Origin of the sequence: Bradyrhizobium sp. 134 (genome assembly GCF_023074155.1) — a bacterium.
GTDB lineage: Bacteria > Pseudomonadota > Alphaproteobacteria > Rhizobiales > Xanthobacteraceae > Bradyrhizobium.
This window is the reverse complement of record NZ_JADPKX010000074.1, coordinates 743,258-768,211: the sequence shown is the minus strand read 5'-3', so window position 1 is coordinate 768,211 and position 24,954 is coordinate 743,258. Positions and strand designations below refer to the sequence as shown.

At 64.5% G+C, this 24,954-nt stretch carries 25 protein-coding genes and 1 pseudogene; 14 read left to right on the top strand and 12 right to left on the bottom strand.

Annotated features, from left to right (window positions below):
• The first annotated feature begins 102 nt into the window (after positions 1-102).
• From IVA75_RS33860 to IVA75_RS33840, 5 genes and pseudogenes are all read left to right on the top strand, one after another.
• Entirely contained in the window at positions 103-900 is a 798-nt protein-coding gene (locus IVA75_RS33860) for an alpha/beta hydrolase (RefSeq protein WP_247287602.1), read from the top strand.
• Entirely contained in the window at positions 854-2,335 is a 1,482-nt protein-coding gene (locus IVA75_RS33855; protein ID WP_027570359.1) for a sodium:proton antiporter, read from the top strand. The genes IVA75_RS33860 and IVA75_RS33855 overlap by 47 nt, the downstream gene beginning before the upstream one ends.
• Positions 2,336-2,446: 111 nt before the next feature.
• A pseudogene (locus IVA75_RS33850) lies at positions 2,447-2,911 on the top strand (ionic transporter y4hA); the annotation flags it as partial.
• Between the two features lie 37 nt (positions 2,912-2,948).
• Positions 2,949-3,233, top strand: coding sequence for a cupin domain-containing protein (locus tag IVA75_RS33845; protein ID WP_027570360.1), 285 nt, complete (start codon positions 2,949-2,951; stop codon positions 3,231-3,233).
• A 92-nt stretch (positions 3,234-3,325) separates the two neighbouring features.
• Positions 3,326-4,312, top strand: a complete 987-nt coding sequence (locus IVA75_RS33840; RefSeq protein ID WP_247287603.1) for a hypothetical protein — start codon at positions 3,326-3,328, stop codon at positions 4,310-4,312.
• 27 nt (positions 4,313-4,339) lie between these two features.
• On the opposite strand, the gene IVA75_RS33835 is transcribed toward IVA75_RS33840, so the two are convergent.
• Together IVA75_RS33835 and rpsU are read right to left on the bottom strand one after the other, a co-directional pair.
• Complete coding sequence (locus tag IVA75_RS33835; RefSeq protein WP_247287605.1) at positions 4,340-4,990, bottom strand: tetratricopeptide repeat protein; 651 nt, start codon at positions 4,988-4,990, stop codon at positions 4,340-4,342.
• A 125-nt stretch (positions 4,991-5,115) separates the two neighbouring features.
• Positions 5,116-5,430, bottom strand: coding sequence for a 30S ribosomal protein S21 (gene rpsU, locus IVA75_RS33830; protein WP_007614218.1), 315 nt, complete (start codon positions 5,428-5,430; stop codon positions 5,116-5,118).
• A 260-nt stretch (positions 5,431-5,690) separates the two neighbouring features.
• On the opposite strand from rpsU, the gene aqpZ reads away from it, so the two are divergent.
• Entirely contained in the window at positions 5,691-6,413 is a 723-nt protein-coding gene (gene aqpZ, locus IVA75_RS33825) for an aquaporin Z (protein WP_027570363.1), read from the top strand.
• 36 nt (positions 6,414-6,449) lie between these two features.
• On the opposite strand, the gene IVA75_RS33820 is transcribed toward aqpZ, so the two are convergent.
• Both IVA75_RS33820 and purE read right to left on the bottom strand, forming a co-directional pair.
• Positions 6,450-7,556, bottom strand: a complete 1,107-nt coding sequence (locus IVA75_RS33820; RefSeq protein WP_247287608.1) for a 5-(carboxyamino)imidazole ribonucleotide synthase — start codon at positions 7,554-7,556, stop codon at positions 6,450-6,452.
• A complete protein-coding gene (gene purE / locus IVA75_RS33815) occupies positions 7,553-8,041 on the bottom strand; it encodes a 5-(carboxyamino)imidazole ribonucleotide mutase (RefSeq protein WP_247287609.1) in 489 nt (162 codons plus the stop codon). The genes IVA75_RS33820 and purE overlap by 4 nt, the downstream gene beginning before the upstream one ends.
• Before the next feature lie 141 nt (positions 8,042-8,182).
• On the opposite strand from purE, the gene IVA75_RS33810 reads away from it, so the two are divergent.
• The gene (locus IVA75_RS33810; protein WP_247287610.1) at positions 8,183-8,935 is read left to right on the top strand and encodes a GGDEF domain-containing protein; all 753 of its coding nucleotides are present in this window, start codon (positions 8,183-8,185) and stop codon (positions 8,933-8,935) included.
• Between the two features lies 1 nt (position 8,936).
• Here IVA75_RS33810 and IVA75_RS33805 read toward each other — a convergent pair whose 3' ends face one another.
• The 3 genes from IVA75_RS33805 to IVA75_RS33795 form a co-directional block, all read right to left on the bottom strand.
• A complete protein-coding gene (locus IVA75_RS33805) occupies positions 8,937-9,188 on the bottom strand; it encodes a hypothetical protein (protein ID WP_247287611.1) in 252 nt (83 codons plus the stop codon).
• A gap of 22 nt (positions 9,189-9,210) precedes the next feature.
• Positions 9,211-9,417, bottom strand: a complete 207-nt coding sequence (locus IVA75_RS33800) for a hypothetical protein (RefSeq protein ID WP_247287612.1) — start codon at positions 9,415-9,417, stop codon at positions 9,211-9,213.
• 116 nt (positions 9,418-9,533) lie between these two features.
• Positions 9,534-9,740 (bottom strand): DUF465 domain-containing protein, encoded by a 207-nt coding sequence (locus tag IVA75_RS33795; protein WP_027519980.1) that lies wholly within the window; start codon positions 9,738-9,740, stop codon positions 9,534-9,536.
• Between the two features lie 327 nt (positions 9,741-10,067).
• Between IVA75_RS33795 and IVA75_RS33790 the strand changes: the two genes are divergently transcribed.
• A complete protein-coding gene (locus IVA75_RS33790; protein ID WP_007596254.1) occupies positions 10,068-10,247 on the top strand; it encodes a DUF465 domain-containing protein in 180 nt (59 codons plus the stop codon).
• A gap of 167 nt (positions 10,248-10,414) precedes the next feature.
• Here IVA75_RS33790 and IVA75_RS33785 read toward each other — a convergent pair whose 3' ends face one another.
• On the bottom strand, positions 10,415-11,518 hold the full coding sequence (locus IVA75_RS33785; protein WP_247287613.1) for an NAD(P)/FAD-dependent oxidoreductase: 1,104 nt from the start codon (positions 11,516-11,518) through the stop codon (positions 10,415-10,417).
• 202 nt (positions 11,519-11,720) lie between these two features.
• Here IVA75_RS33785 and IVA75_RS33780 point away from each other — a divergent pair, with 202 nt between their 5' ends.
• The 6 genes from IVA75_RS33780 to IVA75_RS33755 all read left to right on the top strand — a co-directional run bounded on the left by IVA75_RS33780 (position 11,721) and on the right by IVA75_RS33755 (position 19,394).
• Positions 11,721-14,408: an EAL domain-containing protein gene (locus tag IVA75_RS33780; protein WP_247287614.1), complete on the top strand. Its 2,688-nt coding sequence runs from the start codon at positions 11,721-11,723 to the stop codon at positions 14,406-14,408.
• A 39-nt stretch (positions 14,409-14,447) separates the two neighbouring features.
• The gene (locus IVA75_RS33775; protein ID WP_247287615.1) at positions 14,448-15,908 is read left to right on the top strand and encodes a glycerol-3-phosphate dehydrogenase; all 1,461 of its coding nucleotides are present in this window, start codon (positions 14,448-14,450) and stop codon (positions 15,906-15,908) included.
• A gap of 75 nt (positions 15,909-15,983) precedes the next feature.
• Positions 15,984-17,153: an ABC transporter ATP-binding protein gene (locus IVA75_RS33770; RefSeq protein ID WP_247287617.1), complete on the top strand. Its 1,170-nt coding sequence runs from the start codon at positions 15,984-15,986 to the stop codon at positions 17,151-17,153.
• Positions 17,150-18,064, top strand: a complete 915-nt coding sequence (locus IVA75_RS33765; RefSeq protein WP_247287618.1) for an ABC transporter permease — start codon at positions 17,150-17,152, stop codon at positions 18,062-18,064. The genes IVA75_RS33770 and IVA75_RS33765 overlap by 4 nt, the downstream gene beginning before the upstream one ends.
• 4 nt (positions 18,065-18,068) lie before the next feature.
• Entirely contained in the window at positions 18,069-18,881 is an 813-nt protein-coding gene (locus tag IVA75_RS33760) for an ABC transporter permease subunit (RefSeq protein WP_247287620.1), read from the top strand.
• A gap of 12 nt (positions 18,882-18,893) precedes the next feature.
• Positions 18,894-19,394 carry a DUF6622 family protein gene (locus IVA75_RS33755; RefSeq protein ID WP_247287622.1) on the top strand — a complete coding sequence of 167 codons (501 nt, stop codon included), beginning with the start codon at positions 18,894-18,896 and terminating at the stop codon, positions 19,392-19,394.
• Here the strand turns inward: IVA75_RS33755 and IVA75_RS33750 are convergent.
• The 4 genes from IVA75_RS33750 to IVA75_RS33735 all read right to left on the bottom strand — a co-directional run bounded on the left by IVA75_RS33750 (position 19,391) and on the right by IVA75_RS33735 (position 24,709).
• Complete coding sequence (locus IVA75_RS33750; RefSeq protein WP_027570375.1) at positions 19,391-20,242, bottom strand: carbohydrate ABC transporter permease; 852 nt, start codon at positions 20,240-20,242, stop codon at positions 19,391-19,393. The two genes, IVA75_RS33755 and IVA75_RS33750, sit on opposite strands and share 4 nt — an antisense overlap.
• Complete coding sequence (locus IVA75_RS33745) at positions 20,239-21,111, bottom strand: sugar ABC transporter permease (RefSeq protein ID WP_211394722.1); 873 nt, start codon at positions 21,109-21,111, stop codon at positions 20,239-20,241. The genes IVA75_RS33750 and IVA75_RS33745 overlap by 4 nt, the downstream gene beginning before the upstream one ends.
• A 76-nt stretch (positions 21,112-21,187) precedes the next feature.
• Positions 21,188-22,573 carry an ABC transporter substrate-binding protein gene (locus IVA75_RS33740; RefSeq protein ID WP_027570377.1) on the bottom strand — a complete coding sequence of 462 codons (1,386 nt, stop codon included), beginning with the start codon at positions 22,571-22,573 and terminating at the stop codon, positions 21,188-21,190.
• A 210-nt stretch (positions 22,574-22,783) separates the two neighbouring features.
• Positions 22,784-24,709, bottom strand: a complete 1,926-nt coding sequence (locus tag IVA75_RS33735; protein ID WP_247288292.1) for an AsmA family protein — start codon at positions 24,707-24,709, stop codon at positions 22,784-22,786.
• Positions 24,710-24,954 lie beyond the last annotated feature (245 nt).

Below are 24,954 nucleotides of genomic sequence, written 5' to 3'. Positions count from 1 at the left end.
GTGGCGTGCGGGCGCCTCAACGTTCCGGGGCGCCTCGGGCGGTGTCATGAAATTGCTGCGGAGCTGCTGCAAAGCCCTGAACGGGGGCCGGGCCGCGTCATCATGACCATCGTCAAGTGGATCGCCATCCTGCTCGTGACCGTCTATTTCGCCGGTCTCCTCGTGCTGTATGTCAGGCAGCGCGAGATGCTGTTTCCGATCCCGCCCGTCGGCCGCACCGCGCCGGACGCCGCAGGCCTCCCTGAGGCCGAAGAGCACGTCCTGACCACCACCGACGGCGAGAAGGTCATCGTCTGGCACGTGCCGGCGAAGCAAGGCCGTCCCGTGATCCTGTATTTTCCGGGCAATGGCGATTATCTCGCCGGTCGCGTCAGCCGCCTCAAGGCCATGACGGCGGACGGCACCGGCCTCGTCGCGCTGTCCTATCGCGGCTATGCCGGCTCGAGCGGGGCGCCGAGTGAGGCCGGCCTGCTGCGCGATGCCGCGGCCGCCTACGCCTTCACCACTGCGCGCTACGCGGCGGAGCGAATCGTCGCCTGGGGCTTTTCACTCGGGACCGGCGTGGCGGTCGCGGTCGCCTCGGAGCATCGTGTTGGAAAACTCATCCTGGAAGCGCCCTATACATCGACGGCCGATATTGCAGCTTCATCGTTCTGGTACGTTCCGGTGCGTCTGCTGATGCGCGATCCATTTCATTCCGACGAGCGCATCCCGCGCGTCACTGTGCCGCTATTGGTGATGCATGGCACCGATGACCTTGCCATTTCCATCGTGTTCGGAGAGCGTCTGTTCGTGCTCGCGCATGAACCGAAACAGTTCGTTCGCTTTGCGGGCGGCGGACACGATAATCTCGATGCGTTCGGTGCGATTGAAACGGCGAGGCGCTTCATTGCTTTCTAGACGACTTTTCGTTCGGCGCGGGAGCGGGTTCATCGCCGCGATCCTCGTCGTGTTGTTGCCACAGCACGCATGGGCGGCGACCGGGCTCGACGGCGCGGTGATGGGCTGGCCCTATGCGCTGCCCTTTGCCGGCCTGCTGCTGTCGATCGCGCTCGGGCCGCTGCTGTTTGCAAAAGTCTGGCACCACCATTACGGCAAGATCGCCGCGGCCTGGTCGCTGCTGGCACTCGCCTCGCTCGTCATCCTTGCCGGGAGCATGGCGACGTTGGCCGCGCTCGTTCACGCCATGCTCGCCGAATATCTCGGCTTCATCGTGCTGCTGTTCTCGCTCTATGTCGTGGCTGGCGGCATTCTCGTGACGGGCGACATCAAGGCGACGCCGGCATCAAATGCCGGCATCCTCGCGCTCGGTACGGTGATGGCGAGCGTCGTCGGCACCACGGGGGCGGCCATGATCCTGATCCGCCCTCTGATCCGCGCCAACCGGCCGCGGCGCTACAACGCCCATGTCGTCATCTTCTTCATCATCCTGGTCGCCAATGTCGGCGGCGCGCTGAGCCCGCTCGGCGATCCCCCGCTGTTCGTCGGCTTCCTGCACGGCGTCGACTTCTTCTGGACCACGCGGACCATCTGGCTGCAGACGGCGATCGTTGCCGGACTGCTGCTCGCGATCTTCGTCGTCATCGACGTCTGGCGCTTCCGCAGCGAACCCTTGCCCGGCGCTGTCGGCGCCGCGAAGCCGGTCCGCATCCGCGGCCTCGTCAACCTGGTGCTGATCGCGGCCGTCGTCGCGAGCCTGCTGGCCTCGGCGATGTGGAAGCCCGGCATCGCCTTCGACGTTCTCGGAACCAGGCTGGAGCTGGAAGACATCGTCCGCAACGCGGCGCTGCTGGCCATAGCGGCCCTGTCGGTGTGGTTGACGCCGGACGAGCACAGGCAGGCCAACGGCTTCACCTGGGAGCCGATCCGCGAAGTCGCGAAGCTGTTCGCCGGCATTTTTATCGCGATCATCCCGGTCATTGCCATGCTGGATGCCGGCCATCACGGCGCGTTCGCCTGGCTGTTGTCGGCCGTGACAGGGCCGGACGGCACGCCGCGCGAGGTTGCCTATTTCTGGTTCACCGGTCTGATGTCGGCGTTTCTCGACAATGCGCCGACCTATCTGTTGTTCTTCGAGCTCGCCGGCGGCGACCCGCAGGTGCTGATGCATGAGCTCTCGGGCACGCTCGCTTCCATCTCCATGGGCGCAGTCTACATGGGCGCGCTCACCTATATCGGCAATGCGCCGAATTTCATGGTGAGCAGCATCGCAAGCGAGAACGGCATCGAGATGCCGAGCTTCTTCGGTTATTTCGTGCGGGCCAGCGCGGTGCTGATCCCGCTGTTCGTGCTGCTGACGCTGCTGCCGTTCGCTCCGATCCTGCGCTGGCATTGAATCTGCCGCCCGATTTGCTACTGCTCGACTGAGACAATTGGAGCCGATGGATAAGCGCTCACAATCCGATGCCTCGGTCGGCCTGGATCTTTCCGGCGCTGGCCGTGCGAGGCGCATCTGTCGGGCCGGACCTTGGTGCTCAGCGTCGTGCTGCTGCTGATTGCGCTGCTGGCGGTCGTGCTGCTGGCCAAAAAATTCTCGCTGGTGGTCGATGCCGTCGCGGCCAGGATCGGCGCGCCGCCTGCCTTTGCCGGACTTCTGGTCGCGCTCCTGATCCTGCTGCCGGAAGGGGTCGCGGCCGTCTCGGCGGCTCGCAAAAACGACCTCCAGAAGAGTATCAACCTCGCGCTCGGCTCGTCGCTGGCCACCATCGGGCTGACTATCCCGGCGGTCGGTGTCGCCACCTATGCGCTCGACAAGGAAGTCACGCGCGGCCTCAGCGGCCAGGGCAGCGTGCTTTTGCTCCTGACCTTCTTCCTGAGCATGCTGACCTTCGGTACGAGCAGGACCAATGTCCTGTTCGGGCTGGTCCATATGGTGGTATTTGCCGTCTATGTGTTCATGGTTTTCGTGCCTGAACCGGTTTTCCGGATGATGCCCCAGGAGAGTTCCGATGATTGCCGCCGAGTCCGAGGTTCAGATCGACAATGACCAGGTGCGGGTGACCGAGTGGCGGCTCGCGCCAAACAGCGCCACCGGCCATCACACCCACGGCATGGACTACGTCATTGTTCCCGTGGTCGCAGGGGAAATGACCATCGTGGCACCCAATGGCGAGCGGTCCAAAGCACAGCTTGCGGCCGGGAAATCCTATTTTCGCAAGGCCGGCGTCCAGCACGACGTGCTTAACGAAACCGCAACCGAGATCGTGTTCCTTGAGGTCGAGCTGAAGCCGTAATTCCGGCGTACCCCTTTGCCATTGATCTGTCGCAGTTGATCCCTCACTATGCCTCAAAGTTCCCGCATCAGATCGCGCGGGGAGTGGCCGGAATGCTGAAATACATTGCTAAAATCTCGATGGACATCTTCCCCTCGGTGCTCGCAACGATCATCGGGGCGTACATCGTTAATCATTACATCAACGCCAAGCCGGCGGCGGATGCACCCGCGGCCGTGACGACGCCCGCCGAGGCTGGCAAGAACGGCAAGCCCGCCGATGTGGCCAACCTCCCCGCGCCCGGCGTCAAGGCCAAGGGCATTTCCGAGAAGAAGGTGACGGACAAGCCGGCGGCCGAGAAGACTGCCGATCAGCCGGGTGCTGAGCCCAAGACCACTGAGAAGTCGACGGCGGACGTGGCACCGCCCGAGGCCGCGGCGCGCGGCAAGCCGTCCGCGCGCGAGAAGGCGGTTGCCAAGTCCACCCCGGCCGTCAGTGCACCCGCTCCCGCCACCCCGGTGGTGGAGGCCAATTCGGCGCCGGCTGCTGCCGCGCCGGCCGCAACCCCCGACGCCAACGATCTCGTGCGCGCCGCGATCGAGCGCCTGCGCAAGTCGCCTGAGAGCAAAGCGGCTGAGGCCAAAGCTTCCGACAACAAGTCTTCCGAGACCAAGTCTTCCGAGACCAAGTCTTCCGAGACCAAGTCTTCCGAGACCAAGTCGCCCGAGAAGACTCAGGAACCTGCGGTGCGTGAAGCCGCCCGCACCTCGGAGGCCCCGCGTGTCATTCCCGTGGATACGTCATCGGTGCGTCCGTTGCCGCCGCCGATCACGGTCTCGACACCCGCAGCCGAGGCCTATGGCAATGGCGGCTCGTCGCAGGCGGGCCCGCCCTATACGGCCTCGGTCGGCAACGAGAACCCGAATCGGCTGACGCCCCCGGCTGATATTCCGGTCCCGATGATCGCGCCCCCGCTCGATCTGCGCGCCGATGCCGGAGCGTCCATGCCGCGGCCGAAGACCAATGTCGCCGACGACATGCTGTCGGGCGTCAAGTCCATGTTCCATTCCGTTCTGCCGAAGAGCGTCACCCCGGATTAAGACGGCGCCTGCGCTGCGCCAGAATCGTCAACCGCCGACGCGGGCGAGGCCGCTGCGGGCGACGTCGTCGCGTGGACGAAGCGAGACTGCCTTGGTGTAGGACGCCGCCGCCTTGGTCCTGTCGCCCAGCCGTTCATAGGCTTGCCCGCGTATGGTCCAGACCTGGGCATTGTGGGGATCGGCCTCGGAAGCCTCATCCAGGTCGGCCGCGGCTTCCTTGACCTTGCCGAGGGAGAGATAGCTGATGGCGCGGCCGAGCAGCGGCTCGACCTTCTGCGGGTTTAGGCCGCTCGCGGCGCTGAAATCGGCGATCGCGAAATCGTGCTGGTTCTTGCCCTGGTAGATCAGGGCGCGGCCATAGAGCGCCTGCGCATTGTAGGGATCGAGTCCGACCGCGTGATTGAACTCATCGAGCGCGGCCGCCGTCTCGCCGGACTTTGCCAGGGCCTGGGCCTTTGCCGTATGGGCCTGGGCCTCACTGACATTGCCGGCGCTGACCACGTTTTCGGCGGTCGCAGCTGCCCTGGGTGCCTCCTGCGGCTTCTCCTTCTCCGGCGTCAGCGATCCCAGGTCGAAGGAGCAGCCGCACAGCGAAATCCCCATCAAGGCCAGCGCAAACGGCTGCAGCAAGATCTGGCGTAACCGCGCCAAGCCGGGCTTGGGGAAAGGGGAGGCCATCTACGGTTCGCTCGCGCTGGTGCCGCATCGGTAGTGCCCCATCCCAGGAAGGCACCGTTCACAAAACAATAACGCGGGCCAGGGGCCCGCGTTATCGAAAACTGAAGTCTCTCAAGTTTGGTAAATCAGCGCGGTCCGCGCGGACCAGCACTTGCACCTGCACCAGCACCGGGGCCACCGCGACCGCCACGATCACCGCCGGGGCCGGCGCCGAACACCGGCTTCGGCTTCATCGGCAGCAGGCCTTCGCGCTGCAGCTTCTTGCGGGCCAGCTTGCGTGCGCGACGCACGGCTTCGGCCTTTTCGCGGGCCTTCTTCTCGGAGGGCTTTTCGTAGTGACCGCGGAGCTTCATCTCGCGGAAAATACCCTCGCGCTGCATCTTCTTCTTGAGCGCCTTGAGGGCTTGATCGACATTGTTATCGCGAACGAGAACCTGCACGCGGCATCCTCTTCAGTGGATCGGATTTGAATTCTGGTAAGTCAAAGGGGATGGCGAAACGCACACGCCCTTAACCTTGAGGGCGCGGATGTATCAGACAAAACTTGGGATGTCCACCGGCCAAGCGGGTTTTCGGGCCAAGTTCAGCCATTAAATGAGGCAAAATGCCTCTTCGCGGCCCTGATTTGGGAGATTTGACGCCAAGGGTGGGGCCGTTTCCGGAGCTTTGTTCCGGTATCTTTGAAAGCAGGGGACGACACATGGATATGAAGAAATACGCGGCCGAGGCTATCGGCACCTTTTGGCTCACATTCGCAGGTTGCGGAAGTGCTGTGATCGCAGCCGGCTTTCCGCAGGTCGGTATCGGCCTGGTCGGTGTCTCCCTCGCATTCGGGCTGAGCGTGGTCACCATGGCCTACGCGATCGGCCACATCTCAGGCTGCCATCTCAATCCGGCCGTCACCGTCGGTCTTGCCGCCGGCGGACGTTTTCCGGCCGGACAGATCCTGCCTTATGTGATCGCGCAGGTCGCCGGCGCGATCGTGGCCGCGTGGCTTCTCTACGTCATTGCAAGCGGAGCTCCCGGCTTCGACGTCAGCAAAGGATTCGCGTCCAACGGCTACGACGCCCATTCTCCCGGCCAGTACAGCATGATCGTGTGCTTCCTCACCGAGGTGGTGATGACCATGATGTTCCTGTTCATCATCATGGGCGCCACCCACGGCCGCGCGCCCGCGGGCTTTGCGCCGCTGGCGATCGGGCTCGCGCTGGTGATGATCCATCTCGTCAGCATCCCCGTCACCAACACCTCGGTGAACCCGGCGCGCAGCACGGGACCGGCGCTGTTCGTCGGCGGCTGGGCGACAGCACAGCTCTGGTTGTTCTGGGTTGCGCCACTGATTGGGGGCGCGCTGGGCGGGGTGATCTATCGCTGGCTCAGCGACGAACCCACCGGCGTCGTCGCTGGCGCAAAGACGGCGTAATCGCAAAGCGGGATCGCGGCATGCGCCGCGGTCCCGTCAATCGCCAGTCGTGGGTCGCACTTCGGTGACATGCCCCATCTTGCGGCCGGGGCGCGGCGCGCCCTTGCCGTAGATGTGCACGGTCGCGCCTGGCACGCTCAGCCACTCGCCATATTCGTTGATCTCGTCGCCGATCAGATTGGTCATGGTGACGACCTCGCCGTGGCGCACGGGCTTGCCGAGGGGCCAGCCGGCAATGGCGCGGATGTGCTGCTCGAACTGCGAGACGGATGCGCCGTCGAGCGTCCAGTGTCCGGAATTGTGCACGCGCGGAGCGATCTCGTTGACCAGCACCTTGGGTCCGGTGCCGTTGGCGAGCACGAACATCTCGACGGCAAGCACGCCGACATAATCGAGCGCGCCCGCGATCTTGCCGGCAATGCTGCGCGCTTCCTCGGCGAGCACGTCCGGGATCCGGGCGGGCGCTCGGGAGATCTTCAGGATGTGGTCGCGGTGCTCGTTTTCGGTGACGTCGAAACACTCGACCTGGCCTGTCGCGGAGCGGGCGGCGATCACGGAAATCTCACGTTCGTACGGCACGAAGGCTTCCAGGATGGCCGATTTGGTGGCGAGACTGGTCCACACTTTCGCGACGTCGTCGCCCTCGCGGATGATGGCCTGGCCCTTGCCGTCATAACCGAAGCGGCGGGTCTTCAGCACCGCCGGAAGGCCGATTCTGGCGATAGCCTCGCGCAACGACGGGACCGAGGTGACGTCGGCATAGGCTGCGGTGCCGATGCCCAGCCGCGTCACGAAATCCTTCTCGGCGAGCCGGTCCTGGGTGGTCTCAAGGATATTGCGGTTGGGCAGCACGGGACGGCGCGCATCCAGCACCATCGCGGCCGCGGACGGCACGTTCTCGAATTCGTAGGTGATGACATCGACGTCGTTGGCGAACAGCTCGAGTGCTTCGACATCGGCATATTCAGCGCAGGTCGCATTCAGGACGACGTCGAAGGCCGGTGAATCCGGATCGGGCGAGAACACCTGGCAGCGCAGGCCGAGCCGTGCCGCCGCCATAGCCAGCATCCGCCCTAATTGTCCGCCGCCGAGGATGCCAATGGTGTCGCCGGGCTTCAGCTTCACCTGCTTTGCGTCAGTCACGCCTTGTCCTCCGGGCGTTCGGCCACGGCCTCGGTCTGCGCCTTGCGCCAGGCGGTGAGGCGATCAGACAAGGCCGGGTCGGATAAGGCCAGCACGGCGGCCGCCAACAGCGCCGCATTGACGGCGCCGGCCTTGCCGATGGCGAGGGTGCCGACCGGGATGCCCGCGGGCATCTGGACGATCGAATAGAGCGAATCGATACCCTTGAGCGTCCTGGATTCGATGGGAACGCCGAACACGGGCAGTTCCGTCAGCGCTGCCGCCATGCCGGGCAGGTGCGCAGCGCCGCCCGCGCCGGCGATGATGACCTTGTAACCGGCCCCCTTGGCGCCCTTGGCGAACGCAAACAGCCGGTCGGGGGTGCGGTGTGCCGAAACGATGCGAGTGTCGGCGACAACGCCGAGCGCTGCAAGCGTGTCGGCGGTATGCCGCATCGTGTCCCAGTCCGACTGGCTTCCCATGATGATGGCGATTGGCGCGGTCATGACGTCAATTGTGCTCGAAAAACAGGAAGATAGGCCAGATTAGCGGTTCCGGCCGGTTGCTCGCAAGGCGGTGGCAAGGAGAAGGGAATGCACTATCCTGTCTTGGTGAATCCCCGCAAGCCTTCATTGAGCAGGATGCCCATGAAGAAACCAAAAAGGGCGAGCGCTGCGAAGGCCAAAAAGGGCCCGAAAACTAGCGCCGGTCGCTCCAAAGTTGCTCCCAAGCGTCTGGCCAAGAGTCGGGCCAAGGGCCCGGCCAAGGGCCCGGCGCGGCATCGAGCGTCGGCCGCTGGGGGCGCCAAAGGGGCTATGAAGCCGGCCGTCAACGCGACCATCCGCGACCTCCGGAGCAAGCTCAAGGGGGCGCTGCGGCGGGTCGCGGAACTCGAGGCAGCCGCCGACACCGACTTCCTGCTGGAAATTCCGAACCGGCGCGGCTTCGAACGCGAGCTCGCTCGCGCCGTCGCCTACATGAAGCGCTACCGCGCCAGCGGCGCGCTGATCGTCCTCGACGTCGATCGGCTGAAGCCGATCAACGATTCCTTCGGCCATGCGGCCGGCGACGAGGTGCTGAAGGCGATTGCCGCCACGCTGACGCGGCAGATCCGCGCCTCGGACTTGGTGGGCCGCCTCGGCGGCGACGAGTTCGCGCTGCTGCTCTGGAATCTCAGCGAGACCGACGCCAAGGCGAAGGCCGCGGCTTTCGAGCAGGCCGTCGACGAATTGTCCTTTGTCTTTCGCGGCCAGCACGTGAGCGCGGGCGCTTCCGCCGGCGTCGCCCTGCTTGGAGTGCAGTCCGACTCCACGCGGGCCCTGGAGGAGGCCGATGCCGCCATGTATGTGCGCAAGGCGCACCGGCGGCACGAGCCGCGCATCAGGCTCGTCAGCAGCTAGTTTAAAGTGTGCCGAGGTCTTTCGGTACGTTGCCGAAGCTGCGGAGCAGTTTGGCGTCGCCGAATTCGCCGGTCATGGGATCGCCGCTGCGGCTGAACGCGACGGCGCCGGTGTGGCCGGCGCCGTGCGACATGATCTCGGCGCGCCGTAACGCGGCCACCGCGCTCTGGCATTCCTCGGCCGCACCTGCGACCGGCGAGCCGTCCTCGTCGGTCAGGAAAGGTAATGCAACGTAATAGGTGACATCGGACATGGTCGGCTCCGATAGCTGACAGTCAGGCGGCGCTGCTCTTCCTGCGCGTGATCTCCGGAATGCAGCCTGCGGAAATCGCCGCCTGCAATTCCTCCAGCTCGGTCTCCAGATATTCATTGGCCATGATCAGCGCCTTGATGGTGCTGCGCAGATTGCCGTCGCACATCGCGATCGCCTGATCACAGGCTTGTTCATAATGGCTGTTGTCGAGAAGGGCGGCTGCCGACATCTGCGTTTTCCTTGGACGGTTTTCCCGGGGGCGTTGGTGTCCAAATGTTCTTATTTTGTTCCTTTTGAGTCAAGCGGATTCACATGCGGCGGGTCGCCGAGCTGTCCTCCTGTGGATCAGGCGATGATATCGGGCGTGATCTGGTCTTCGATGAACGCGATACGGTCACGCAACAACAGCTTGCGTTTCTTCAACCGCTGTAACCGCAACAGGTCGGGGGCGGGCGATTGATGCAGTGCATCGATCGCCGCATCAAGATCTCGGTGTTCCTGGTGCAACCGGGCGAGCTCGGATTCGAGTTCGCGCGCATCTTCATTGGTCATGTCTGCGGTGGCCGAAAAACCGATAGGCGTGAGATTAAGGCTGTGGATGCCCTGTGGAAACTATCGTCCTTGCGCGCCGTGATCGCAAGCGATCTCGGGCTGTCCCGCGTCGATCTCCCGCGAGATATTTCTGCGGTCGCTCCGACGTTGCGCAAGCGCATTGATATCACGGATTTTTCCCGCGTGGTTCCCTTACTCACGCTTCGTTACATATGAATTTTCAAAAATGACAGTGCGACGACGGATACCCATCGACAGAACGAATCGGTGATGTACACTTCGTCGTCCGGTCGAATCCAAGGTTCACCCCTACCGAGGAGGTTTCGAATGACAATTCAGGCACATCTGGTTGAATTGGAACGGAAGCACAAAACTCTCGAAAACGAATTGCACGAAGCTCTCGTGCACCTTTCAACAGACGACCTGCAAATTGTTGAGTTGAAGCGCCGGAAGTTGATGGTCAAGGACCAGATCGAGCGTCTCAGGCACGGCGACACGCTCCACTAGTAACCCCGTAACAGCGTAGAGTTGATCGCACCCCTTCAGGCAGGGATGGGAGCCTTTGCGCTCATCCCTGCTGCAAGGCGCGCAGCGTGCAAGGATTTGCGCGGCTCTAGCTTCTTGTCTGGACGCGCTTCTTTACGCGCAACCGGAATCCCCTTCGCTTTAAACCACTAGATGTTTGCGAGTTCGGCGGCGTGATCCGCGATCGCGAGCGATGACGTCAGTCCGGGCGACTCGATGCCGAACAGGTTGATCAGGCCTTCGACGCCGTGATCGCGCGGGCCCTGCATCAAGAAATCCTGCGTGGCCACCGCCGGCGGCACGATCTTCGGGCGGATGCCCGAATAGCTCGGCATGAGCGCACCGTCAGGCAGCGTCGGCCAGTATTTGCGAATGGCCGGGTAGAAGCGCTCGGCGCGTGACGGGTCGACCTCATAGTCGATCGTCTCGATCCACTCGACGTCGGGGCCGAAACGCGCCTGCCCTGCCATGTCCAGCGTCAGATGCACCCCTAGCCCACCGGGCTCGGGCACCGGATAGATCAGGCGCGAGAACGGTGCCCTGGCATTGCAGCTGAAGTAGTTTCCCTTGGCGAGGTAGGCCGTCGGGATCCGTTCCAGCGGCATGCCCTCGATGTTGCGCGCCACGGTGGTCGCCGAGAGCCCGGCGGCGTTGACGAGGAGGCTGCATTGCAGCGTCATCGGCGCTTCGCCGCCCGCCTCGATCTCGATCACGCCGGCGGTCGCCTTGGCACGGATCAGCGGGGTGTGGAACGCGAAGGCCGCGCCCGCGTCCTCGGCTTCGCCGCGCAGCGAGAGCATGTAGGCGTGGCTGTCGATGATGCCGGTCGACGGCGACAGCAGCGCGGCGTCGCAGGCGAGCGCCGGCTCCAGCGCACGTGCCGCATCGCCCGTGAGCAACTGCATGTCGAGCACGCCGTTGGCCTCGGCATGCGCCTTGATCGATTGCAGCTTCTCGGTCTCTTTCGGATTGGTCGCGACGATCAGCTTGCCGCAATTCCTGTGCGGGATGCCGCGCTCGGAACAGTAACGATAGAGCGCGTGCTTGCCGTCGACGCACATGCGCGCCATCCAGCTTCCGGCGCGGTAGTAGATGCCGGCATGGATCACCTCGCTGTTGCGCGAGGAGGTGATGGTGCCGATGGCCTCGGCTTGCTCGAGCACGATCACCTCGCGCCCGGCTTGCGCCAGCTTTCGAGCCACCGCGAGCCCGATCACGCCGGCTCCGATGACGACGCAGTCCACCCTATCCATGGTTGTGCAGGACGTCCGCTCGAAGCGACGAAGGCCTCACGCCTGGGAACGGCGGCGCGGGGGCGTTTTCCGTTAAGGAAGCATTTATCATGTCAGGGCAATTGCCGTATTTGATGCCACATTTTTCCGTTGCTCGTACAGGCGTTTACCCGATCCAAACCCGCCAGGCCAGACAATCCGACGTTGAAATCGCGGGTGGCTGATGGCTGAGAAGAACTGGCACGCGGGCAGCGCGCTTCCGATTGCGATGCAGGCCGTCGTGTGCCTGGCCGCAGCGGTCGCGCCTGCGCGCGCCTTTGCCCTCTCCGACAGCTTCAGCCCTCCGAGCTACCTCGGCCACCTCGATCCCAACGTGATCTGGGAAGCCCTGATCGCGGGAATTGTGATCTGTTCGTTCTTCGCCGCGATCGCGCTATGGATCCATTCCTCACTGCGCCGGACTAGGCGTTTGCAGCTGCGGCGCAATGCCTTTGTCTCCTCCGCCATGAACAACCTCAACCAGGGCGTGGTGATGACGGATGCGCAGCGGCGCATCATCTTCTGCAACGACCGCTATCTCGATATCTACGGCTTGATGCGGTCGGACATCTGGGCCGGAATGACCGGCCACGACATCCTTGAGCTGCGGCGCCGGCGTGGCGTGCTCGGCGGCGCTTCCGACGACGAGTTCTATGAGAAGGCGGCAAGCCCGAACGGCCTGATAACCGAACTGCCGGACGGGCGGGCCATCCTGGTGAAGTATTTCGTGCTGCCCAACGGCGGCTCGGTGGCGACCCATCTGGACGTCAGCGAGCAGCGCAGGCTGTCCCGGCAGCTCGCCTCCACCAAGCAGTTCCTGGAAACATTGCTGGACCACGTACCGGCCTGCGTGGCGGCGAAGAACATCGAGGATGGTCGCTACATTTTCGCCAATAGCGCCTATGAGCGCTTCTGGGGTTTCTCACGCGATCATGCCGTCGGCAAGAACGCCCGCGAGCTGTTTGCGCCCATCTCGGCGGACAGCATCGAGGCGACCGACCGGGCGGCACTCGATTCGCCGGACGGCCAGTTTCGCAACGAATTCGAGGTCGACCGCGCCGGTGAGCGGCGCATGGTTGCCTCGATCCGGATCGTGGTCCGCAACGAGAGCAACAAGCCCGAATTCCTGATGCTCGTGTTCGAGGACATCACCGATCGCCGCTCGCTGTCGAAGGAGCTGGAGAGCACGAAGAAGTTCCTGGAGCTCGTGGTCGACAACATCCCGGTGGCCCTGATCGTCGAGCAGGTCAAGGACGGCCGCTATCTGCTCGCCAACCGCAGCGCGGAGACGATCCTCAACCGCAGGCGCGAGGAAGCCACGGGCCTGACCGCGTCCGACATCTTCAATCCCAAGGAAGCCAAGCTGATCATCGCGCGCGACGAAGCCGCGATCAAGAAGCGTGGGATGATCACCGAAGAGCACCCGATCTCCACCAAGGACGGGCTGCGGCTGTTCCTCACCCGCCGCGCCACCGTGCTGGGCGACACCGGCGAGCCGCAATATCTGATCAAGACCCACGAGGACGTCACCGATCGCCGGCAGACCGAGTCGCGCATGGCGCACATGGCCTACCACGACGGCCTCACCGATTTGCCGAACCGTGCCGCTTTCCTGCAGGCGTTGACCCAGATGATCGAGGCCTGCGAGGGCACCGGCGAGGAGTTCGCGGTTCTGTGCGTCGATCTCGACGGCCTCAAGGAGGTCAATGACGTCTTCGGCCATGCGCACGGCGACAAGCTCCTGGTCGAGGTGGCCCAGCGGCTCCAGGATTCCGCGCGCGGCGGCGTGGTGGCGCGCCTGTCCGGCGACGAGTTCGGCCTGATCATCGACGGCAAGCAGCCGGAGGCAGGCCTCGCGCTGGCGCAGCAGATCGGTGATGCCGTCGCCAAGGAATTCCAGATCGACGGCCGCCCGGTCCGCGCCGGCGTCACCACCGGCATGTCGATCTTCCCGCACAACGGCGCCGACGCCGCCTCGCTGCTCGCCAATGCCGGCGCGGCCCTGTTCCGCGCCAAGCAGAAATCGCGCGGCACGATCAGCCTGTTCCAGCCGGAGATGGACCAGCAGATCCGCGATCGCCGCGTCCTACACCAGGACCTCTCGATGGCGATCAAGAATGGCGAGCTCTCGCTCGCCTTCCAGCCGCAGGGGACTGCTGGCCACAGCGTCGCCGAGAGCGAGATCATCGGCTTCGAGGCGCTGGCGCGCTGGCAGCACCCGGTGCGCGGCCAGGTCTCCCCGGCCGAATTCATCCCGATCGCGGAGGAAAGCGGCCTGATCGTCGAGATGGGCGAGTGGATCCTGCGCGAGGCCTGCCGCGAGGCCGCCTCCTGGCCGACGCCGCTTCAGGTCGCGGTCAACCTGTCGCCGGCGCAGTTCATGCACGGCGACGTGGTCGGGCTCGTCCATTCCATTCTGATCGAGACGGGTCTCGCACCCGGCCGGTTAGAGCTTGAGATCACCGAGGGCGTGCTGATCGAGGACTTCGATCGCGGTCTTGCGCTGCTGCGCCGGCTCAAGGCGCTCGGCGTGCGCATCTCCATGGACGATTTCGGCAGCGGTTATTCCTCGCTGAGCTATCTCCAGGCGTTCCCGTTCGACAAGATCAAGATCGACCGCGCCTTCATCATCAATCTCGGCCGCAACCCGCAATCGGCGGCGATCGTGCGCGCGGTGATCGATCTCGGCCATGGCCTGGAAATGTCGATCGTCGCCGAGGGCGTCGAGACGCTGGAACAACTCGTCTTCCTCGCCGAAGAAGGCTGCGACGGCGTGCAGGGCTATCTGCTCGGCAAGCCCCTGCCGATCGAGAAATATGCCGGCCTCGTCGGTCGCGCCGAAGTCATGGAGCTTGCGCTCAAGACCGGCTAGTGATGGTGGGCGCTTCGCTCGCTTCCATTCGACGGCTTCATGGCGGATTACGACCTTGCGATCATCGGGGGCGGCCTGAACGGTGTCAGCCTCGCGCGCGATGCCGCCGGCCGCGGCCTGCGGGTCATCCTGTTGGAGCAGGGCGATCTGGGCGGCGCGGCGTCCTCGGCAACACCGCGGCTGATCCACGGCGATCTCTCGGTCCTGGAACGGCGCGGCTTCCGACGGGTGCGCCGGGCGCTCGCCGAGCGCCGGACCTGGCTCCGGATCGCGCCGCATCTGGTTCGGCCGATGCGCTTCGTGATCCCGGCGCATTCCGACGAGCGCCCGCCATGGCTGCTGCGCCTCGGCCTGCTCCTCTACGACAGCCTCACCAGCCGGAGCGGCCTGCCTGCAACGGCGACCCTCGACATCACGCATCATCCGGTCGGCAACGCGCTAAAACGACCATTCGGCACGGCCTTCGAATATTCGGATTGCGTCGTCGACGATTCCCGACTGGTGGTGCTCACGGCACTGGATGCGGCCGAGCGCGGCGCCGTGATTCGGACTGGAGCGCGCTGTGTGCGTGCCGATCGAACCGACACATGGCGGCTCGCGGTGGTCGACCGCGGCCATCGCCACGCGATCACGGCCCGGGCACTGGCCAACGCCACCGGCGGATGGACGTCGATGGTCGCCGAGACCGTGCTGCGGCAGCCGCAACCCGCCATGGCGGCGATGCAGATGAGCCAGATCATCGTCCCGCGGCTGTTCGATTCCGATAACGTCTACGTCTTCCAGAACAGCGATGGCCGGCTGATCTTCGCGAGTCCCCTCGATCGCGACTTTACGCTGATCGGCACAATCACGCACGATTTCACCGGCGATCCCGCGATCGTCGCGATGCGGGGGGCCGACGTCGGCTATCTCTGTGAGGCGGCCAGTCGCTATTTCCGCGAGCGCGTCGCCCCGACCGACGTGGTGCGGGCGGTCTCCGGCGTCAACCTGACGCTTGCGTCCGCGCGCCGGCGTGACGGCACCACGCTGTTCCACGCGCGGCGGCGCAAGGCGCCGCTGATCACGATGTTCGGCGGCGACGTCACCACCTCGCGCCTCCGCGCGGAGCGCGCGGTGACGAAGTTGACGCCGTTCTATCCGATGTCGCCGCCCTGGACCGCAGGCGCGGCGCTGCCGGGCGGGGATTTCGCCTGGGATCGTTTCGATACCGAGGTCGATCTTGCGCGTGACCGTTGGCGCTTTCTGTCCGAGCCGCAAGCCGAGCGCCTCGTCAGGTCCTATGGCTCGCGGCTGCCGGCTGTGCTCGGTGAGGCGAAGACCCGCGACGATCTCGGCCCCGCCTTCGGTCCCGAGTTGACGGGCGCCGAGGTGCGCTATCTCATGACACACGAATGGGCGCGTTTTCCCGAGGACATCCTGTGGCGCCGCTCCAAGCTTGGCCTGACGATGTCGGCGGAGGAATGCGATGCGCTGGCTGCGTTCATGGCGAATCCGACGTGAACGAGCCGCCTCTAACCGGTTGAGTGAGGGACGATCGGCCGCTAGCGTGCGGCGGGATTGAGGTTGGCAGGGACCATGACTGACGAGTTGCCCAGAACAGACGCAGCTGCGGATCCGGTTGGAGAGACGCAGTTCGCGGCCAGCGAGCCGCTGCTGCGCATCGAGGGCGTCGCCAAGACCTTCGGGACGTTCCGGGCCGTCGACGGCGTGTCGCTCGACATCAAGACCGGCGAGTTCTTTGCGCTGCTCGGCCCCAGCGGCTGCGGCAAGACCACACTTCTGCGCATGCTCGCCGGTTTCGAAGCGCCGGATGAAGGGCGCATCCTGCTCGGCGGCAAGGACATCGCGCAGGCGCTGCCGCATGAGCGGCCGATCAACATGATGTTCCAGAACTATGCGCTGTTTCCGCATCTGTCGGTGCGCGACAACATCGCCTTCGGCCTGAAGCGCGCCGGCATGGCGCGCGCCGACATTGCCACGCGTGTGGCGGAGATGGTCGCGCTGGTGAAGCTCGACGGGCTCGAGAAGCGCAAGCCCGACCAGCTCTCCGGGGGGCAGCGCCAACGTGTGGCGTTGGCGCGTGCGCTGGCGCGGCGGCCGCAATTGCTGTTGCTCGACGAGCCGCTCGCGGCTCTCGACAAGAAGCTGCGCGAAAGCACCCAGGGCGAGCTGATGGAGCTTCAGCGTCGGCTCGGCATGACCTTCATCATTGTCACCCACGATCAGGAAGAGGCGATGACAATGGCGAGCCGGATCGGCGTGATGAGAGACGGCAAGCTCGCGCAGGTCGCGAGTCCCCGCGAGCTCTACGAGGCGCCACGCTCGCGCTGGATCGCGGAGTTTGTCGGCGACGTCAACCTGTTCGACGCCGAGTCCAAATTGCGCGACGGTCATCGCCTGGTGATAGGCACGCGCGATGCGGGACCGCTGGTGGTGGCGGAGCCGCGCGAGCCGTTCGGCGAGGTCAGATTATCGGTTGCGATCCGCCCCGAAAAGGTCAAGCTCTCGCGCCGTGGTCCGGTGAGGGAAGCCGGTCATGAAACGGCGATCAACCAGCTCGACGGCGTGATTGCCGACATCTGCTATCTCGGCGGCACCACCACCTATAAGGTGAAGCTCGACGCCGGCGGGATGGTGCAGGCTTCGGTCGCCAACAGCGCGCGCCTCGACGTCGACGCCTACAGCCTGAACCAGCCTGTCGTCGCCTGGTTCACGCCCGACGACTGCGTGGTGCTGCCGTCGTGAGCGCGCGCCGCATCTTCGCGCGACCGGCTCGCCTTGCCGCGATCGCGCCCTATGTCTGGATGGTGCTGTTCTTCCTGGTGCCGTTCGGCTTCGTGCTGAAGATCAGCCTGTCGCAGACGGCGATCGCGCAGCCGCCTTACGAGCCGGTGTTCGACCTGATGGCGGGATGGGGAGCGCTAAAGGCCGCCTTTGCCGCGCTGTCAATCGACAATTTCAGGCTGCTCGTCTCCGACGACATCTACGTGTTTGCCTATGTGCGTAGCCTCACCGTCGCCGTCACCGCGACCGCGCTGTTGCTCCTGATCGGCTATCCCATCGCCTACGCCATGGCGCGGCTGCCGGCGCGCTGGCAGGCCGTGGCGATGGTGCTGGTGATCGTGCCATTCTGGACCTCGTTCCTGATCCGCATCTATGCCTGGATCAACATCCTCCAGCACGACGGCCTGCTCAACCAGATCCTGCTCGCGCTGCATCTGGTCAGCCAGCCGGTGGTGTGGCTCTCCACCGACAGCGCGATGTATATCGGCATCGTCTATTCCTACCTGCCGTTCATGATCCTGCCGCTCTACGCCACGCTGGCCAAAATGGAGCCCGCGCTGGAGGAGGCCGCCTCCGATCTCGGCGCGCCGCGCTGGCAGGTGTTCTGGCTGGTCACCTTCCCGCTGTCGCTGCCCGGCGTCGGCGCCGGCGTGCTGCTGTGCTTCATCCCCATCGTCGGCGAGTTCGTCATTCCGGATCTCCTGGCCGGCTCCAATGCGCTGATGATCGGCCAGACGCTGTGGCTCGAATTCTTCACCAACAAGGATTGGCCGGTCGCCTCCGCCGCGGCCATCGTGCTGCTGCTGGTGCTGCTGGTGCCGCTGCTGCTATATGAACGGCTGCAGAAGCGGCAGCTGGAACAGGGGCGGTGAGGCGATGCGCAAGGTCTCCCGCCTGTCACGCTTCAACGTCGCCTCGCTCGCGCTGGGTCTGGCCTTCCTCTACCTGCCGATCCTGATCCTCGTCATCTATTCCTTCAACGCCTCGCGGCTGGTGACGGTGTGGGGCGGCTGGTCGCTGCGCTGGTATCACGAGTTCTTCAATGACCGTGCTATGATCGAGGCGGCCTGGATGAGCCTGCGCGTCGCGGTCTCGTCGGCGACCATTGCGACCCTGATCGGCACGCTTGCCGCCGTGGCGCTGTCGCGCGGCGAGCGGTTCCGCGGCCGTACCCTGTTCTCCGGCATGCTCTATGCGCCGCTGGTGATGCCGGAGGTGATCACCGGATTGTCGCTGCTGCTGCTGTTCGTGGCGCTGAACGCCGAGCGCGGCTTCTGGACGGTGACGATCGCCCATACCACGCTGACGATGTGCTTCGTCGCCGTCGTCGTGCAGTCCCGCCTCGGCTCGCTCGACCGCTCCTTGGAAGAGGCCGCGATGGACCTCGGCTGCGATCCGGTGCGCGCGTTCGTGGCCGTGACGCTGCCGCTGATCGCGCCCGCGATCGTCGCGGGCTGGATGCTCGCCTTCACGCTGTCGCTGGACGATCTCGTGATCGCGAGCTTCACCACCGGCCCGGGCTCGGCGACGCTGCCGATCCGGATCTATTCGGAGGTGCGGCTGGGCGTGAAGCCCGAGATCAACGCGATCTGCACGCTGGTAATCGCCTTGATCGCGGCCGTCATCGTGATCGCCTCGCTCGCCTCGAAACTGTCGAGCTCGCAGGGCGAGAGCGCGGCGGCGCTTTAGACGGGAGGCATCGTGACATTCACCTACCAGGTGCTCGTCCACACGCCGCTCTGGGTCTTCGCGTTGTTCGCCTATCTGGTCTGGCAGGGCATCAAGGCGATGCAGCCGCGCAGGACGCCGATCTGGCGTGCGCTGATCGTGCCGGTCGTGTTCATCGTCTGGGGCGTCTCACGGATCGGCTCTGGACATCAGGACGGCACGTGGCCACTGGTCGCCTGGATCGCGGCGGCACTGGTGCTGCTGCCGCTCAGCGTGCTGACGCCGCGTCCGTTCGATGTCGATCACACGACCGGGGAGATCATTCGTCCCGGCAGCGCGTTTGCGCTGGTCCGCAATCTCGTCGTGTTCTCTCTGCAGTACACAGTTGGCGTGATCACGGCGATCAATGCCGGCGATCGCGCGCTGGCCTTCATCGCCGGCCGCGCGATTTCGGGCGCGACCGCGGGCTATTTCATCGGCTCGACGATCGCGCTTCTGATCGCGTATCGCCGCAAGAGCGCGGCCGATGTTTAGGACTTCACCGCACCTGCCGTGAGCCCGCCCACCATGTAGCGCTTGAAGGCGTAATAGACCGCGGCCGGCGGCAGCGCGTAGATGAAGCCGGTGGTCATCAACAGCTCCCACGGCGAGTCGTCGGCGGCGAGGAAGTTGCCGAGCGCGACCGGCAGTGTGATGTCGGTGTCCTTGGACAAGAGCAGGAACGCGTAGAGATATTCGTTCCAGGCCAGCAGCACGGCATAGGTGCCGATCGCGACCAGCGAGGGCATCATCAGCGGCACATAGACCAAGCGGAACAGCTGCAGCGTGGTCGCGCCGTCCATCACGGCGGCCTCGTCGAGCTCGACCGGCAGCTTGTCGGACGCCTGCTTCAGCACCCAGATCGCATAAGGCGAGGCGATCGTCACCATGGCCAGGATCAGCGACCAGTGATTGTTGAGCAGGCCGTAAGTGCCCATGGTGCGGTACATCGGCACGGCGAGGAACGCCGCCGGGATGAAGTAGGTGAACAGCGCGAGATTCATCACCCAGCGGCCGCCCGGCACCTTAAGCCGCGAGATCGAGAATGCGGCGGCGGTCGCGATGAACAAGGTCAGCGCGCCGGCGGCCAGTGCGATCACAGTCGAGTTCCAGAACTGGATCCAGAAGTCGCGCAGGAAATAGTGCTCCTGGTAGAACACGATGTGGAAGTTGTGCAGCGTCGGATGATCCGGCCACAGCTTGCCCGAGAACGCGTCCTCCTTCGGCGAGATCGCGAAGAGGAACATGTGGTAGATCGGAATCATGGTCCAGATGAAGACCGGGATGCCGATCAGCAGGAGCTTGGCTTCGGTACCAACTTCGCGGAGGGTGGGAAGCTTCATCGCGACAACCGTTTCATCATGAAGTACATCAGCGGCAGCACGAACGGTATCGCGCAGACGATGGAGGCCATCGCAAGCGAGAGCTGGTCGAGCCGGAGATAGCGGATGCCGAGCGTCGACAGCACATGCGTGAGGTCGGCCGGCCCGCCGCCGGTGAGCAGATAGACGCTGTTGAAGTCGCCGAGCGTCCAGATCATCGAGAGCAGCGTGCAGGTGACGTAGAGCATCTGCATCGACGGCCAGGTGATGAAGCGGAATTTCTGCCACGGACTGGCGCCGTCGACTTCGGACGCCTCGTACAGATCCTGCGGGATCGCGAGCCGCCCGGTCAGCAGGATCAGCGTCCAAAACGGCAGCGACTTCCAGATATGCACGGCGATCGCCATGGTCAGCGCGACCGTCGGGTCGTTCAGCCAGTTCGGGCCGTCATCGCCGGTGAGGGAGAAGATGAAATGGTTGACCATGCCCCATTCCGGATTGAGCATGAAGCGGACCGACAGGATGGTCGGGATCGACGGCACCGCCCAAGGCAGGATGAAGATCACCGACAGCCATTTGATCCAGGGGCGCTGCTGCGCGAAGAAGCCGGACAGGAACAGCGCGATCAGCATCTTCACGTTGATGCCGATGACCAGGAAGATCAGCGTGTTGACCGCGGCGCGCGCGAAGATCGGGTCGTTGTACAGAGCGACATAGTTCGCCGGATTGCGCGCCAGCCACAGGCCGTAGCCGACGGGATAGACGACGAAGGCCAGGAAGACGAGTAGATAGGGCACAAGCAGCAAGATGCCCCAGACCTGCTGCGTGGTCAGGCGCGCCGACAGGGGAGGGGCCGGAATTGTGTCTGAGCCGGAAAGTGTGATCGCCATATCGCATACCCACCGAAAGCAACCGGTCGCGGAGAGCCGCGACCGGTATTAGCATATACCTTATTGCAGTCCGGGATCAGCCCGCGACCGCCTTGATGCGAGCGATCAGCTCGTCGACCGCCTTGTCCACCGGCACCTTCTCGCTGACGACGCGGTTCATCGCCTTGGCCCAGACGTTCTCGTTGTTCAGGATGGTGAACTTCCAGTTCTTGGTGAAGTCGAACGGGGCGGTGCCGCCCTTGAACTGCGCGTAGACCGCCTTGCGATGCCGGTCGGCCTGCCAGAACGGGCTCTCCTGGCTTTCCTTCGTCACCGGGAACCAGCGGCCGAGCGCACCCTCGATATAGGGCCGGACGTTCTCTTCCTGGAGCAGGAAGGCGATGAACTGCTTGGCCTCGGCCTTGTTCTTGGCCACGGAGAAGACCAGTCCGGTCTTGACGTCCGAGCGGTAGCGGATCGTCGAACCGTCCGGAGCCTTCGGGAAGGACGCGGTGATAATGTCCTCGCCATAGGCCTTCTTGCCGGCTTCGCGCTGCTCGGGCGTGAGCGCCTGGTTCTGGGAGTCCTCGAACCACTTCGCCGCGATCGAGATCGTGAAGTTGTGGGTCATCACGATGGTCTTGTTGTGGAACGCGACGTTGTTGTCGGGATCCTTCCAGGTCGTCGAGGACGGCGGGGTGCAGCCCTTGATGTAGGTGTCGGTGTAGTCCTTCATCGCCTTGATCAGGTTCTCGCGGACCTTGGGATCGTCGACCGTGAGCTTGCCGTCGTCGTCGACCAGCTTGACGTGATAGGCATCCATGAAGGTGTAGAACGACTGGAAGGCGTCGGTGGATTCCACGCCCATCGGCTGGCCGACGCCGTAGACGCGCTGGCCCGTCGCCTTGCGGATCCCCGGTTGCACCTTGTCGCACCAGAACGTCCAGTAGCCTTCCCAGTCGGTCGGGATGTCGGCGAGCTTGAAGCCGGCCTTCTCCAGCATGTCGTTCCAGATCTCGACATGCATGCTCTGCTGCTTCAGCGGGAAGCCGTAATAGGCCTTCTTCTTGGTGACGTCGTTATAGAGGATCGACGCATCCAGCGTGTTCTGCACGAACCGATCCTTGATCGGCTCCATGATGTCGGAGAGGTCCTCGAGCCTGCCTTCGTAGGCCCACTTGCCCTGCACCTGCACGTCGTAGGTGTCGGAATAGGCAACATCGGGCACGGTGCCTGAATCGAGTGCGGCGACCGTCTTCGGAATCATGTCCTGGATCGCGTACTGCGACAATTCGACCTTGATGCCGGTCTTGGCTTCGAACTTCTTGATCGTATCGAGCAGCGCGTCGTCTTCGGAGCGGTAGAAGCCCTTGCCCCACCAGACCGTAATCGTCTTCTGCTGCGCAAATGCGGGTGCAGCGGCTGCAAACAGCCCGGCCGCAGCGACCGCCAGTGATACTGCGCCAATAACCTTGGATTTCACGTTTTTCTCCCTCAAACGGCCGGTGTTTTTAACCGGTCGTATAAAACACTAGCGCATGGCCGTGATACGATCTAGCGGCTTGTTGTCAGACATAGGTCGTGGGGGTGTCGGGCGAGAGGAGATGCTTAATGTGCGCATCGATCCAATCGCTGCATCAATTCGCCCTGATCAATTCTGCGTCGATCGGCTGGTGCCGCTTGATCGCCGTCCTCAGTTGGACTTCGCGCCCTTGGCGTTCTCCGCTGTCGGCGCTTCGGCCGGTGCGGGACGTTTTCCGGTCCCGGTGATACGCTCGATCGCGGAGCGCACCGCGTCGCCCGGCTTGCGGTCTTTCAGCATGTCGAGCAGGGGCGCTGAGGCCGGCGAGCGGCGGATCAGGCTTTCCGGGTCGGGGAACACCAGGGGATCGTCCCAGGGGCCCTGCACGACGAAGGGCAATTCGAACCCCGACGCGCTGTTGAGGCTGGCCACGCCCTTCATGTCGTATTCGCGCGTCGGCACCGATGCGGTGCCGGTCATCGTGATCTTCGCCGCCGGTCCCTCGACGCGGATGTCCTCGGCGGTGGCCACGCCATCGGAGAACTTCACCGCGATAGTGAGATTGTCGTAAGGGGTGGAGCCGTTGCGGAAATTGCCGCCGCCGGACAGCGGCCGCCGCTCGAGCCGCTTCAGGAGCTGCTCGGCATTGAAGCCGGAGATCGCGCCGTCATGCCCGGTCACGGTGGCGCTGCCGTCGAGCGACTGCACGAGGCCGAACGGGCTCGAGCCGGACGCGAGGAGCGAGACGTTGATGTTGCCGCGCCCGGACAGCTTGTTGATACCGAACAGCTCGGAGGCGCAGGCCTGAAGGTCGACGTCGGTGAACTGGAATTGCGCCTTGATGTCGGCGACGGTGTCGGAGCGCGCGATGCCGAACGAGCCCTTGGCGATGCCGCCATAGACCTGGGCCTCGCCGACCGAGAGCGCCAGCGTGCCGTTGCGCAGATTCGCGCCGATCGCGGTGCGGCCGAGTTTCGACGCCCCGACTGTCAGCTTGGCTGCCGACAGGCGCATGTCGAGGTCGGTGGTCGACAAGGCGTTGAGGTCGAACAGCTGCCTGTTCCAGTCGCGCGCGCCGCTCGCGAGCAGGCGGAAGGTCGAGATGTAGGGTGTGAAGTCGAGCGCGTCGGCTGCGAGCGTCGCCTGCAGCGTCTGCCGGCCGTTATTGGCGTAGGTCATCACGCCCTCGGCGGTGTTGCCGTCGAGCTCGACATTGACGTTGGTGAGCGCGATCGAGGCGCCGACGACATTGGCCCGCGCCTTCAGCGCGAAGCGGCCGAAGCCGCCGCTGGCGGGCTGCGGCTGGCCGGTCCAGCGCAGCGCGTTGCGCAAGGACGGGCTGTCGATGGTGAGCGTGCCCTCCATCATCGGGCTGGTGCGGTTGGCGACGCTGCCGTCGAAGGCGAGCTTGAGCGGTGCGCTCGCGATCCGCGCCTTCAAGCCCGAGCGCTCGCCGGAGAGCGCGGCGACGAAATCGGAAAAGCTGATCGAGCCGTCGACCCGTTCGCCGCGCCAGTCGAACTGTCCGGTCGCGGCGAAGGAGCGCGAGATCGAGGGCCAGGCCAGCGACAGGTCGATGTCCTCGAATTTCTCGGTGCCATGCGTGGCAGCGTCCTCGTAATCGAGCACGCCGTCCTGGATCCGGATCTCGGAGAACGACACCTGATTCTCGGCGCCGGGCTTCATGGTGCGCGCGATGGTCTGGATGAACGGGGTCCAGTTGCTTTCGCCGTCCGGCTTCAGGCTGACATGGATGCGCGGCCGCAGCAGCGTCAGGTCGGCGATCTCGAACCGTTGCAGCAGCAGCGGCAGCAGCCGCAGGTTCGCGGTGAGCACGTCGACATGGAGCGCGGGATCGCTGGTGCCGCCGCCCTTCAGGCCGACGTCATGGAAGGAGATGTAGCTTGCCGGCAGCACCGAAATGTCGATCGCGCCTGCGACATTGACCTCGAGTCCGGTGACGTCGCGGATCTGCGTTTCCACCGCCTTGCGCAGGGCGTCGCGATTGATGAGCCATGAGGTCGCGATCAGGGCGATCAGCGCCACGCCGAGCAGCGCCGCGATCGGCGTCCCGAGGCGCTTCATTCCTTGGGCCATGGTCAATGGCATGTCCTGATCGGGTTGGTCGCTGGAGCCAGAAGGCGGGCCGGGAAACCTGCGCGCCCCCACGCCCAAGACCTATTGTGTTAAGTGCCGCAACTTGATGGGTTTTCTTGTCGCTTTCAAGGCCACGGGAACGGTTGCGCCCACGGCTTGGGCAGCTTCTATCACCCAGCGGCGGAGCGGAGAACCCCGTATCATTGACGGCTTCGGACGATTTCGCCTAATAATCGCCGCCAATA

Coding starts and splice junctions, on each gene's coding strand:
- IVA75_RS33760 (WP_247287620.1), top strand. CDS start 18,069: ATGCGCAAGGTCTCCCGCCTGTCACGCTTCAACGTCGCCTCGCTCGCG.
- IVA75_RS33790 (WP_007596254.1), top strand. CDS start 10,068: ATGACAATTCAGGCACATCTGGTTGAATTGGAACGGAAGCACAAAACT.
- aqpZ (WP_027570363.1), top strand. CDS start 5,691: ATGGATATGAAGAAATACGCGGCCGAGGCTATCGGCACCTTTTGGCTC.
- IVA75_RS33800 (WP_247287612.1), bottom strand. CDS start 9,417: ATGTCGGCAGCCGCCCTTCTCGACAACAGCCATTATGAACAAGCCTGT.
- IVA75_RS33750 (WP_027570375.1), bottom strand. CDS start 20,242: ATGAAGCTTCCCACCCTCCGCGAAGTTGGTACCGAAGCCAAGCTCCTG.
- IVA75_RS33780 (WP_247287614.1), top strand. CDS start 11,721: ATGGCTGAGAAGAACTGGCACGCGGGCAGCGCGCTTCCGATTGCGATG.
- IVA75_RS33845 (WP_027570360.1), top strand. CDS start 2,949: ATGATTGCCGCCGAGTCCGAGGTTCAGATCGACAATGACCAGGTGCGG.
- IVA75_RS33785 (WP_247287613.1), bottom strand. CDS start 11,518: ATGGATAGGGTGGACTGCGTCGTCATCGGAGCCGGCGTGATCGGGCTC.
- IVA75_RS33735 (WP_247288292.1), bottom strand. CDS start 24,709: ATGGCCCAAGGAATGAAGCGCCTCGGGACGCCGATCGCGGCGCTGCTC.
- IVA75_RS33795 (WP_027519980.1), bottom strand. CDS start 9,740: ATGACCAATGAAGATGCGCGCGAACTCGAATCCGAGCTCGCCCGGTTG.
- IVA75_RS33840 (WP_247287603.1), top strand. CDS start 3,326: ATGCTGAAATACATTGCTAAAATCTCGATGGACATCTTCCCCTCGGTG.
- IVA75_RS33805 (WP_247287611.1), bottom strand. CDS start 9,188: ATGTCCGATGTCACCTATTACGTTGCATTACCTTTCCTGACCGACGAG.
- IVA75_RS33745 (WP_211394722.1), bottom strand. CDS start 21,111: ATGGCGATCACACTTTCCGGCTCAGACACAATTCCGGCCCCTCCCCTG.
- purE (WP_247287609.1), bottom strand. CDS start 8,041: ATGACCGCGCCAATCGCCATCATCATGGGAAGCCAGTCGGACTGGGAC.
- IVA75_RS33835 (WP_247287605.1), bottom strand. CDS start 4,990: ATGGCCTCCCCTTTCCCCAAGCCCGGCTTGGCGCGGTTACGCCAGATC.
- IVA75_RS33855 (WP_027570359.1), top strand. CDS start 854: ATGCGTTCGGTGCGATTGAAACGGCGAGGCGCTTCATTGCTTTCTAGA.
- IVA75_RS33810 (WP_247287610.1), top strand. CDS start 8,183: ATGAAGAAACCAAAAAGGGCGAGCGCTGCGAAGGCCAAAAAGGGCCCG.
- IVA75_RS33775 (WP_247287615.1), top strand. CDS start 14,448: ATGGCGGATTACGACCTTGCGATCATCGGGGGCGGCCTGAACGGTGTC.
- IVA75_RS33770 (WP_247287617.1), top strand. CDS start 15,984: ATGACTGACGAGTTGCCCAGAACAGACGCAGCTGCGGATCCGGTTGGA.
- IVA75_RS33860 (WP_247287602.1), top strand. CDS start 103: ATGACCATCGTCAAGTGGATCGCCATCCTGCTCGTGACCGTCTATTTC.